Annotated in this window: 7 protein-coding genes; all 7 read left to right on the top strand. The window is 40.3% G+C overall.

What is annotated here, in order from left to right:
* The first annotated feature begins 36 nt into the window (after positions 1 to 36).
* A complete protein-coding gene (locus MKY27_RS17360) occupies positions 37 to 639 on the top strand; it encodes a class I SAM-dependent methyltransferase (protein ID WP_339174416.1) in 603 nt (200 codons plus the stop codon).
* A gap of 243 nt (positions 640 to 882) precedes the next feature.
* Positions 883 to 4,437 (top strand): DNA-directed RNA polymerase subunit beta, encoded by a 3,555-nt coding sequence (gene rpoB / locus MKY27_RS17355; protein WP_339196582.1) that lies wholly within the window; start codon positions 883 to 885, stop codon positions 4,435 to 4,437.
* Positions 4,438 to 4,697: 260 nt separating this feature from the next.
* Positions 4,698 to 8,378, top strand: a complete 3,681-nt coding sequence (gene rpoC / locus MKY27_RS17350; RefSeq protein WP_339174411.1) for a DNA-directed RNA polymerase subunit beta' — start codon at positions 4,698 to 4,700, stop codon at positions 8,376 to 8,378.
* Between the two features lie 182 nt (positions 8,379 to 8,560).
* Positions 8,561 to 8,812 (top strand): ribosomal L7Ae/L30e/S12e/Gadd45 family protein, encoded by a 252-nt coding sequence (locus tag MKY27_RS17345; protein WP_008406985.1) that lies wholly within the window; start codon positions 8,561 to 8,563, stop codon positions 8,810 to 8,812.
* Between the two features lie 100 nt (positions 8,813 to 8,912).
* Entirely contained in the window at positions 8,913 to 9,332 is a 420-nt protein-coding gene (gene rpsL / locus MKY27_RS17340) for a 30S ribosomal protein S12 (RefSeq protein WP_008406983.1), read from the top strand.
* A 41-nt stretch (positions 9,333 to 9,373) separates the two neighbouring features.
* The gene (gene rpsG, locus MKY27_RS17335; RefSeq protein ID WP_008406982.1) at positions 9,374 to 9,844 is read left to right on the top strand and encodes a 30S ribosomal protein S7; all 471 of its coding nucleotides are present in this window, start codon (positions 9,374 to 9,376) and stop codon (positions 9,842 to 9,844) included.
* Between the two features lie 81 nt (positions 9,845 to 9,925).
* On the top strand, positions 9,926 to 12,004 hold the full coding sequence (fusA, locus tag MKY27_RS17330; protein WP_339196580.1) for an elongation factor G: 2,079 nt from the start codon (positions 9,926 to 9,928) through the stop codon (positions 12,002 to 12,004).
* Positions 12,005 to 12,068 lie beyond the last annotated feature (64 nt).

Below are 12,068 nucleotides of genomic sequence, written 5' to 3'. Positions count from 1 at the left end.
ACCGCAAAATGTATTTTTTCTAAGGAGGCGTGTTGCATGTCTGAACATTATTATTCAAATAAGCCTCAAACTGAGAGTAAACCACGCCAATGGAAATTCACTTTATTAGGCAATACATTTACGTTTGAAACGGATACGGGTGTATTCAGTAAAAGCGAAGTAGATTTTGGTTCCCGTGTACTAATCGATGTGTTTGAAATGCCTAAAATTGATGGTGTTTTGCTTGATGTAGGTTGTGGCTATGGACCGATCGGATTATCGATTGCAAAAAACAACCCTGATCGTGAAGTGTACATGATGGATATTAATTCACGAGCAGTTAGTTTGTCTCAAAAAAATGCCCAGCTTAACGGGGTTCAAAATGTACGTATTTTTGAAAGCGATGGATTAGCCGCTGTAGAACCTGGAACAAAAGTAGCCGCAGTATTAACAAACCCTCCAATTCGTGCTGGTAAAGAAACGATTTTCAAGTTTTATGACGGTGCATACGAATTGTTGGCGGAAAATGGTGAGCTGTGGATTGTCATTCAGAAGAAGCAAGGCGCTCCATCAACTATGAGTCATTTAGAAGGAATGTTTTCAGAAGTAGATGTCGTTGAGAAGAAAAAAGGATACTGGATTATTCGAGCAAAAAAATAAGTAAGATTAGTTTCCATTATTGACTTGACAAATCGAGTATGATAACATAATAAAATGCAAAATTATTATTTTGAGGTAGTATGCCCTTTTGCATTAAATATTCAAAGTTACGGGTATACTGCTAAGAATAAGTTGAGTTTAACCGAAAATGAGGTTTAAAAAAAGTCTCGTTTTCTTTTTGTCTTTCGAAATCATACACTATTTGTATGTTTTTGCAAAGACCTATTATCGCTTTATTGAGGGGTGAATGAGTTGACAGGTCAACTAGTTCAGTACGGACAACACCGCCAGCGTAGAAGCTTTGCGCGTATTAGTGAGGTGCTGGAACTTCCGAATCTAATCGAAATCCAAACAGCATCTTATGAGTGGTTCCTTGAAGAAGGGTTGCGCGAGATGTTCCACGACATTTCTCCAATCGAAGATTTTACAGGTAATCTTTCATTAGAATTCGTCGACTATACTTTAGGAGATCCTAAGTATGATGTGGATGAGTGTAAAGAGCGTGACGTTACTTATGCTGCACCATTACGTGTAAAAGTGCGTTTGCACAACAAAGAAACAAACGAAGTGAAAGAGCAAGACGTCTTTATGGGTGATTTCCCATTAATGACAGAAACAGGTACGTTTATTATTAACGGTGCTGAGCGTGTTATCGTTTCACAGTTAGTTCGTTCTCCAAGTGTATACTTCCACGAAAAAACGGATAAAAACGGTAAAAAAGGCTTTGGTGCAACGGTTATTCCAAACCGCGGTGCATGGCTTGAATATGAAACAGATGCTAAAGACGTTGTATATGTACGTATCGACCGTACACGTAAATTACCGGTAACAGTACTTTTACGTGCATTAGGTTTTGGCTCGGATCAAGAAATTTTAGATATCATTGGTGACAATGAATATTTACGTAATACGTTAGAAAAAGATAATACAGAAGGTACTGAAAAGGCCCTTCTTGAAATCTACGAACGTTTACGCCCAGGTGAACCACCAACAGTCGAATCTGCGAAGAACTTATTATATTCTCGCTTCTTTGACGCAAAACGCTATGATTTAGCAAATGTTGGTCGTTACAAAATGAACAAAAAGCTTCACATCAAAAATCGTTTATTCAACCAAACGATTGCAGAAACGTTAGTGGATCCTGACACAGGAGAAATTATCGTAGAAGCAGGTACATTATTAGACCGCCGTAATTTAGATAAGTTAATTCCTTATTTAGAAAGTGGTGTTGGATTCCGTACATTAAACCAAGTTGGTGGAGTATTGGAAGATGATATTACTATTCAATCGGTTAAAATCTTTGCACCAAATGATGAAGCACAAAAAGAAATTAACGTTATTTCAAACGCTTATGTAGATGAAGAAGTGAAAAACATTACTCCGGCCGATGTATTGGCTTCTGTATCGTACTTCTTCAATTTATTATATGACGTTGGTAACACAGATGATATTGACCATTTAGGTAACCGTCGTTTACGTTCTGTTGGTGAATTACTACAAAACCAATTCCGTATCGGTTTATCTCGTATGGAGCGTGTAGTACGTGAGCGTATGTCAATTAACGACACAGCTGCAATCGTACCGCAACAATTAATCAATATCCGTCCTGTTATCGCTTCAATTAAAGAGTTCTTCGGTAGCTCTCAATTGTCTCAGTTCATGGACCAAACTAACCCATTAGCAGAGTTAACGCACAAGCGTCGTCTATCTGCATTAGGGCCTGGTGGTTTAACACGTGAGCGTGCTGGTATGGAAGTACGTGACGTTCACTACTCTCACTATGGTCGTATGTGTCCAATCGAGACTCCAGAGGGACCGAACATCGGTCTTATCAACTCATTATCATCATTCGCAAAAGTTAACAAGTTTGGCTTCATCGAAACTCCTTACCGCCGTGTTGATCCAGAAACAGGTGCTGTAACGAGCGAGATCCATTACTTAACTGCTGACGAAGAGGATAACTATGTAGTTGCACAAGCGAACTCAATCTTAAATGAAGACGGTACTTTCGCGAATGAAGAAGTTGTTGGACGTTTCCGTGGTGACAACACTGTATTCTCTAAAGACCGTATCGACTACATGGATGTATCACCTAAACAAGTAGTATCTGCTGCGACAGCGTGTATTCCGTTCTTAGAAAACGACGACTCAAACCGTGCGTTAATGGGAGCGAACATGCAACGTCAAGCTGTTCCATTACTATACCCAAATGCACCATTCGTTGGTACAGGTATGGAGCACGTAGATGCACGTGATTCAGGTGCTGCTGTAGTAGCGAAATTCGATGGTATTGTTGAACATGTAGAAGCACGTTCAATTCACGTACGTCGTATTGAGCTAGTAGATGGTAAAGAAGTAAAAGGCGATTTAACAAAATATAAATTACAAAAATTCATTCGTTCTAACCAAGGTACTTCTTATAACCAACGTCCAATCGTAAAAGTTGGCGACCGTGTAAAACCTCGTGATATTTTAGCTGATGGTCCATCAATGGAAAAAGGCGAATTAGCACTTGGTCAAAACGTACTTGTTGCGTTCATGACATGGGACGGCTTCAACTACGAGGATGCTGTAATTATGAGTGAACGCCTTGTTAAAGACGATGTATATACTTCTGTTCATATTGAAGAATATGAATCAGAGTCTCGTGATACTAAGCTTGGACCTGAAGAAATCACACGTGATATTCCAAACGTGGGTGAAGATGCACTTCGTAACTTGGACGACCGCGGTATTATCCGTATCGGTGCAGAAGTTCGCGATGGTGATATTCTAGTAGGTAAAGTTACGCCTAAAGGAGTTACAGAGTTAACTGCGGAAGAGCGTTTATTACATGCTATCTTCGGTGAAAAAGCGCGTGAAGTACGTGATACTTCTCTACGTGTACCACACGGAGCAGGCGGTATCATTTTAGATGTAAAAGTATTCAACCGTGAAGACGGCGATGAATTACCACCAGGTGTAAACCAATTAGTTCGTGCTTATATTGTTCAAAAACGTAAAATTCGCGTTGGTGACAAAATGGCCGGACGTCACGGTAACAAAGGTGTAATTTCACGTATCTTACCGGAAGAGGATATGCCGTTCATGCCGGACGGAACACCAGTTGATATCATGCTTAACCCACTAGGGGTACCTTCTCGTATGAACATCGGACAAGTGCTTGAGCTACACTTAGGTATGGCTTCTCGTTACTTAGGTATTCATATGGCGTCACCAGTATTCGATGGTGCCAACGAAGCCGATGTTTGGGAAACAATGGAAGAAGCTGGTATGAACCGTGACGGTAAAACAATTCTTTATGATGGACGTTCAGGTGAGCCATTCGATAGCCGCGTTTCTGTTGGTATCATGTACATGATCAAACTGGCGCACATGGTTGACGATAAACTTCATGCACGTTCAACTGGACCTTACTCATTAGTAACGCAACAGCCGCTTGGTGGTAAAGCACAATTCGGTGGTCAGCGCTTCGGTGAGATGGAGGTTTGGGCACTTGAAGCATACGGTGCTGCTTACACGTTACAAGAGATTTTAACTGTAAAATCAGATGACGTTGTAGGTCGTGTGAAAACATACGAAGCAATCGTAAAAGGTGAAAGTGTTCCAGAACCAGGTGTTCCAGAATCATTCAAAGTATTAATTAAAGAACTTCAATCATTAGGTATGGATGTGAAGATGCTTACAATCAACGACGAGGAAGTGGAATTACGCGACCTTGACGATGAAGATGAAGTAGCTGCACCAGTCGAACGATCTAATGACAAAGAAGAAGACCCAGTAGAATCATTTGAATAACTTCAATTGAATCGGGCAGGTATATGCCCTGCCCGGTTTTTCTATTTTCATTCTTAGAATGAAAATAGGCTCTGGCAGATGTCGCAGATTTTATAAAGGAAACTTTATGAGTAAACTCATAAAAATCTGGACGCAATTATGCCAAGGCATAATTGAATAATTTTAGATACAAGTTTCATTATGGCCTAATATGAAATTTTGTAAGTGTAGAGCTACATTAAAAGTCGTTTATGACTTATAACTAAAGGGAGGTAGGCTCCTTGATCGATGTTAATGAATTTGAATATATGAAAATTGGTTTAGCTTCACCTGACAAGATCCGTTCTTGGTCATACGGAGAAGTAAAAAAACCAGAAACAATTAACTACCGTACATTAAAACCAGAAAAAGATGGTCTATTCTGTGAACGTATTTTCGGACCAACAAAAGACTGGGAATGTCACTGTGGTAAATATAAGCGTGTACGTTATAAAGGTGTCGTTTGTGACCGTTGTGGCGTAGAAGTTACACGTTCAAAAGTTCGCCGTGAACGTCAAGGACATATCGAACTAGCAGCACCTGTATCACATATTTGGTACTTCAAAGGTATTCCAAGCCGTATGGGTCTTATTTTAGATATGTCTCCACGTGCTTTGGAAGAAGTAATTTACTTTGCTTCATATGTAGTAGTTGACCCAGGTCAAACGTCTTTAGGCTATAAAGACTTACTTTCTGAAAAAGAATACCGTGCATACCGTGAAAAGTATGGCAACGAATTCGAAGCAGCGATGGGTGCTGAAGCGATTAAACGTCTTTTAGAGAAAATTGACTTAGAAGACGAAACACAAGTTTTAAAAGAAGAGTTAAAATCTGCACAAGGCCAACGCCGTACACGTGCGATTAAACGTTTAGAAGTAGTAGAATCATTCCGTAACTCGGGCAACAAACCAGAGTGGATGATCTTAGATGTACTACCTGTAATTCCACCAGAGCTTCGTCCAATGGTGCAATTAGATGGTGGACGTTTTGCTACATCTGACTTAAATGATCTTTACCGTCGTGTTATTAACCGTAACAACCGTTTAAAACGTTTACTTGACCTTGGTGCACCAAGCATTATCGTTCAAAACGAAAAACGTATGTTACAAGAAGCGGTTGATGCATTGATCGATAACGGTCGTCGCGGTCGTCCTGTAACAGGTCCTGGTAACCGTCCTTTAAAATCACTTTCACATATGCTGAAAGGGAAACAAGGTCGTTTCCGTCAAAACTTACTTGGTAAACGTGTAGACTACTCTGGTCGTTCAGTTATCGTAGTAGGTCCTAACTTAAAAATGTACCAATGTGGTCTTCCAAAAGAAATGGCGATCGAACTATTCAAACCTTTCGTAATGAAAGAGTTAGTAGAACGTGGCCTTGCCCATAACATTAAGAGTGCAAAACGTAAAATTGAGCGTTTACACAATGAAGTTTGGGATGTTTTAGAAGATGTAATTCGTGAGCATCCGGTTTTACTTAACCGTGCACCGACACTACACCGTCTTGGTATCCAAGCATTTGAGCCTACACTAGTAGAAGGCCGTGCAATCCGTCTTCACCCATTAGTATGTACAGCTTATAACGCTGACTTCGATGGTGACCAAATGGCGGTTCACGTTCCACTATCAGCTGAAGCACAAGCAGAAGCTCGCTTACTTATGTTAGCAGCACAAAACATCCTTAACCCGAAAGACGGGAAACCGGTAGTAACTCCATCTCAGGATATGGTATTAGGTAACTATTACTTAACACTTGAGCGTGAAGGTGCTCGTGGTGAAGGAGCAATATTTAATGATTCAAACGAAGTGTTAATCGCCTACCAAAACGGTCATGTACATTTACACTCTCGTATTGCGATTAAAGCAAGCTCATTAAATAACCCGACATTTACTGAAGAACAAAATAAAATGTTCTTATTATCGACTGTAGGTAAAGTTATCTTCAATGAAATTTTACCAAGCTCATTCCCTTATATTAATGAGCCAACAGCATTTAACTTAGAGCAAAAAACACCTGAGAAATACTTCGTAAACTTAACAATTGACGAAGAATTACTGAAAGAAATCGAAGCGACAGAAGGCTATGCTGATTTATCTGAATCAGAAAAAGTTGAAGCACAACGCCGCGCTATTTTAGCGAAGCACTTCACAAATATGCCTGTAGTAGATCCTTTCCGTAAGAAATTCTTAGGAAATGTTATTGCTGAAGTATTCAAAGAGTTCCACATTACAGAAACTTCTAAGATGCTTGACCGCATGAAAAACTTAGGTTTCAAATATTCTACTCGTGCTGGTATTACAGTAGGTGTATCTGATATCGTCGTATTACCTGATAAAGGTGTCATCTTAGAGGAAGCCCAAAGCAAAGTAGATAAAGTAATGATCCAGTTCCGCCGCGGTTTAATCACTGAGGAAGAGCGTTATAACCGAGTTATTAACGTATGGACAGCTGCCAAAGATGAAATTCAAGGCAAGCTGATGAAATCTTTACAAAAAACGAACCCAATCTTCATGATGTCTGACTCTGGTGCCCGTGGTAACGCATCGAACTTTACACAGTTAGCTGGTATGCGTGGTCTGATGGCCAACCCGGCTGGTCGTATTATCGAGTTACCAATCAAGTCTTCATTCCGTGAAGGTTTAACAGTATTAGAGTACTTCATCTCTACACATGGTGCGCGTAAAGGTCTTGCCGATACAGCACTAAAAACTGCCGACTCAGGTTACTTAACTCGTCGTTTAGTAGACGTAGCACAAGATGTTATCGTTCGTGAAGATGACTGTGGTACTGACCGCGGTTTATTAATCGGTTCATTAATGGAAGGAAACGAATTGATCGAAGCGTTAGACGAACGTATTGTTGGTCGTTACGTGAAGAAAACAGTTCGCCATCCAGAAACAGGAGCGGTTATCGTAGAGCGTGATGGTTTAGTTACACAAGATATTGCTCGTGTAATTATCGATGCTAATATCGATGAAATTACAATCCGTTCTGCATTTACATGTAATACAAAACACGGCGTATGTAAAAAATGTTACGGTATGAACTTAGCTACTGGTGAAGAGGTAGAAGTTGGTGAAGCAGTTGGTATTATTGCTGCACAATCTATCGGTGAGCCAGGTACACAGTTAACGATGCGTACATTCCATACAGGTGGTGTAGCCGGTAACGATATTACACAAGGTCTTCCACGTATCCAGGAAATTTTCGAAGCGCGTAACCCTAAAGGTCAAGCGGTCATTTCTGAAATTACTGGTACAGTAATCGAAATCGAAGAGATTCGTGAAGGTCTTAAAGAAGTAACGATCCAAGGTGATGTGGAAACACGTAAATACCAAGCACCTTACAATGCGCGTCTGAAAGTAGCAGAAGGCGACACAATTGTAGCGGGTCAAACATTGTCTGAAGGTTCTATCGATCCGAAGCAATTATTAAAAGTAAAAGATGTATCGACAGTTCAAGAATATTTATTAAAAGAAGTACAGAAAGTATACCGTATGCAAGGGGTAGAAATCGGAGACAAACACATCGAAGTAATGGTTCGCCAAATGCTTCGTAAAGTGCGCGTGATTGAAGCGGGTGACACAGAGTTATTACCAGGGTCACTTCTTGATATCCACCAATTCTCTGAAGCAAATGCTGAAGCCGTATTAAGCGGAAAAACTCCAGCAACTTGCCGTCCTGTCATCTTAGGTATTACAAAAGCTTCTCTTGAAACAGAATCATTCTTATCAGCTGCATCATTCCAGGAAACAACACGTGTGTTAACGGATGCTGCAATTAAAGGTAAACGTGATGAGCTTCTAGGTCTGAAGGAAAACGTAATTATCGGTAAACTAGTTCCGGCTGGTACAGGTATGCAACGTTACCGTCAAATCCGTATGGAGCAAGAAGAATCAGCAGAAGTAATTACAGCTGAATAGCAGTATATATTAATGAAGAGATCCCGACAGAGACCATTTTCTGTCGGGAGATTTTCTTGGAATTTCCTTGGATTAAATATTAACCAACATTCTTTCATAAGAAATCTGTTGACAGTGTAAGTTTGGAATGATAATATATTGAAGGTTGATAGTTAACTGTCTGTACTTAGGAGGATATGAAAATGTCTTACGATCAAGTAAAACAGGCCAGTAAAACAATCATAGGTATAAAGCAAGCAGTGAAAGCAATGTATGCTGGACAAGTAACAGCTCTTTTTGTCGCAATCGATGCAGACAAATGGGTAACCGATCCGGCCATTCTTCTCGCGAAAGAAATCGGTGTACCAGTTAATTACGTCGATTCAAAGAAAGAACTTGGTAAAGCTTGCGGCATTCATGTTGGAGCTGCAGTTGTTGCGATTACTGCGATGTAGTTTTTGTGTGAAATACACAAAGACTTTGTTTTTACCCAAAAAATGAACCACCTGGATGTGTGGTATTGAAACAAGGAAAAAATGAAGGGAGGACAAATCGATGCCTACAATTAACCAATTAGTACGTAAGCCTCGTCAATCTAAAAGCACGAAATCAAAATCTCCAGCGTTAAACAAAGGATATAACTCATTTAAAAAATCTTTAACTGACGTTAAGTCTCCTCAAAAACGCGGAGTTTGTACTCGTGTAGGTACAATGACACCACGTAAACCGAACTCGGCTTTACGTAAATACGCTCGTGTACGCTTAACTAACCAACTTGAGGTTACTGCGTATATCCCAGGTGAAGGTCACAACTTACAAGAACACAGTGTAGTTCTTATCCGTGGCGGACGCGTAAAAGACTTAGCTGGAGTACGTTACCACATCGTTCGTGGTGCACTTGATACAGCTGGTGTTAACGGTCGTTTACAATCTCGTTCTAAATACGGTACTAAACGCCCTAAAGAAAAAAAATAATTTAAGTTTAAATATACAACGATTTGAAAGGAGGAAAACACATGCCTCGTAAAGGTCCTGTTTCCAAACGTGACGTGTTACCAGATCCACTTTATAATTCAAAACTAGTAACTCGTTTAATCAACAAAATGATGATTGATGGTAAAAGAGGTACTTCTCAAAAGATTTTATACGGAGCTTTCGAATTAGTTCAAGAGCGTTCGGGTCAAAATGCTTTAGAAGTATTTGAAGCTGCATTAAACAACGTAATGCCTGTATTAGAAGTACGTGCTCGTCGTGTTGGTGGTTCTAACTACCAAGTACCAGTAGAAGTTCGTCCAGAACGTCGTACAACTTTAGGTTTACGTTATTTAGTAAACTACGCTCGTCTTCGTGGAGAAAAAACGATGGAAGAGCGCTTAGCTAACGAAATCTTAGATGCATCTAACAACACTGGTGCTTCAGTTAAGAAACGTGAAGATATGCACAAAATGGCAGAAGCGAACAAAGCATTCGCTCACTACCGTTGGTAATTTGATCTTTGCTCTAGCAATGCTGGGGCCAAGATTTTTACCATCTATACAGTTAACCCAATATGGAAGGAGAAATTTCCTATGAAACGCGAATTCTCTCTAGAGAATACTCGTAATATTGGGATCATGGCTCACATTGATGCTGGTAAAACAACAACTACTGAGCGTATCCTTTATTACACTGGTAAGATTCACAAAATCGGTGAAACACATGATGGCGGTTCTCAAATGGACTGGATGGAGCAAGAGCAAGAGCGTGGTATCACGATCACTTCTGCTGCAACAACAGCTCAATGGAATGGTCACCGTATTAACATCATCGATACTCCAGGACACGTAGACTTCACTGTTGAAGTTGAACGTTCTTTACGCGTACTTGATGGTGCTGTAACAGTATTAGATGCTCAATCAGGTGTTGAGCCTCAAACTGAAACAGTATGGCGTCAAGCTACAACATACGGAGTTCCTCGTATCGTATTCATCAACAAGATGGATAAAATGGGAGCTGACTTCCTATATTCTGTAGGTACGTTACACGAGCGTTTACAAGCTAATGCTCACCCAATCCAATTACCAATCGGTGCTGAAGATGCATTCTCAGGAATTATCGACTTAATCGAAATGAACGCAACGTTCTATGGTAACGATTTAGGTACTGAAGTAACTGTAGGAGAAATCCCTGCAGAATTCATGGACCAAGCTGAAGAGTACCGTGAGAAACTAATCGACGCTGTTGCAAGTGTTGATGAAGAGCTTATGGAGAAATACTTAGAAGGCGAAGAAATTTCAAAAGAAGAATTAAAAGCGGCAATCCGTAAAGCGACTATCGCGGTAGAATTCTACCCAGTACTTTGTGGTACAGCATTCAAACACAAAGGTGTTCGTAAAATGTTAGATGCTGCTGTTGATTACCTTCCAGCTCCAACAGACGTAGAAGCTATTAAAGGTACTGACGTTGACGGCGAAGAAGAAATCATCCGCCATTCTTCTGATGAAGAGCCATTCGCAGCTCTTGCATTCAAAGTAATGACAGACCCATTCGTAGGTAAGTTAACATTCTTCCGTGTGTACTCAGGTACATTAGAAGCAGGTTCTTACGTACAAAACTCTTCTAAAGGTAAACGTGAGCGTGTAGGACGTATCCTGCAAATGCACGCTAACTCTCGTGAAGAGATCGCAAAAGTATACTCTGGTGATATCGCTGCTGCTGTAGGTCTTAAAGATACTACAACAGGTGATACTCTATGTGACGAGAAAAACCTTGTTATCTTAGAATCAATGGACTTCCCAGAGCCAGTAATCTCTCTTTCTGTAGAACCAAAATCTAAAGCTGACCAAGATAAAATGGGTCAAGCATTAGCTAAACTACAAGAAGAAGATCCAACATTCCGTGCACATACTGACACTGAAACAGGTCAAACAATCATCTCTGGTATGGGTGAACTTCACCTTGATATCTTAGTTGACCGTATGAAACGTGAATTTAAAGTTGAAGCTAACGTGGGTGCTCCAATGGTATCTTACCGTGAAACATTCCGTAGCGAAGCGAAAGTTCAAGGTAAATTCTCTCGTCAATCTGGTGGTCGCGGTCAATACGGTGACGTAACGATCGAGTTCTCTCCAAACGAAGAGGGTAAAGGTTTCGAATTCGAAAACGCTATCGTTGGTGGTGTTGTACCTCGTGAATACATCCCTGCAGTAGAAGCGGGTCTACGTGACTCTCTTGACCGCGGTGTTGTTGCGGGTTACCCACTAATCGACATTAAAGCGAAATTAGTATTCGGTTCTTACCATGATGTTGACTCAAGTGAAATGGCGTTCAAAATCGCTGCATCTATGGCTTTAAAAGAAGCAGCTAAAAAATGTAACCCAGTAATCTTAGAGCCAATGATGAAAGTGGAAGTTGTAATTCCAGAAGAGTACCTTGGTGATATTATGGGTAACATTACTGCTCGTCGCGGTCGCGTAGAGGGTATGGAAGCTCGTGGTAACTCTCAAGTAGTACGTGCTATGGTTCCACTATCTGAAATGTTTGGATATGCAACAACTTTACGATCTGCTACTCAAGGTCGCGGTGTATTCTCAATGACGTTCGATCACTATGAAGAAGTACCAAAATCAATTGCAGAAGATATCATCAAAAAAAATAAAGGTGAATAATTGAAATTTCACCTTGCATCAAGTATAAATAATTTGTAAGCTATGATTGACTGACTATAGATGG

The organism is Solibacillus sp. FSL R5-0449, assembly GCF_037975215.1.
Classification (GTDB): Bacteria; Bacillota; Bacilli; order Bacillales_A; family Planococcaceae; genus Solibacillus.
This window is presented reverse-complemented; position numbering and strand designations above follow the sequence as displayed.

Bases quoted from the DNA above. Each gene is read 5' to 3' on its own strand.
- MKY27_RS17360 (WP_339174416.1), top strand. From the start codon at position 37: ATGTCTGAACATTATTATTCAAATAAGCCTCAAACTGAGAGTAAACCA.
- rpsG (WP_008406982.1), top strand. From the start codon at position 9,374: ATGCCTCGTAAAGGTCCTGTTTCCAAACGTGACGTGTTACCAGATCCA.
- MKY27_RS17345 (WP_008406985.1), top strand. From the start codon at position 8,561: ATGTCTTACGATCAAGTAAAACAGGCCAGTAAAACAATCATAGGTATA.
- rpsL (WP_008406983.1), top strand. From the start codon at position 8,913: ATGCCTACAATTAACCAATTAGTACGTAAGCCTCGTCAATCTAAAAGC.
- fusA (WP_339196580.1), top strand. From the start codon at position 9,926: ATGAAACGCGAATTCTCTCTAGAGAATACTCGTAATATTGGGATCATG.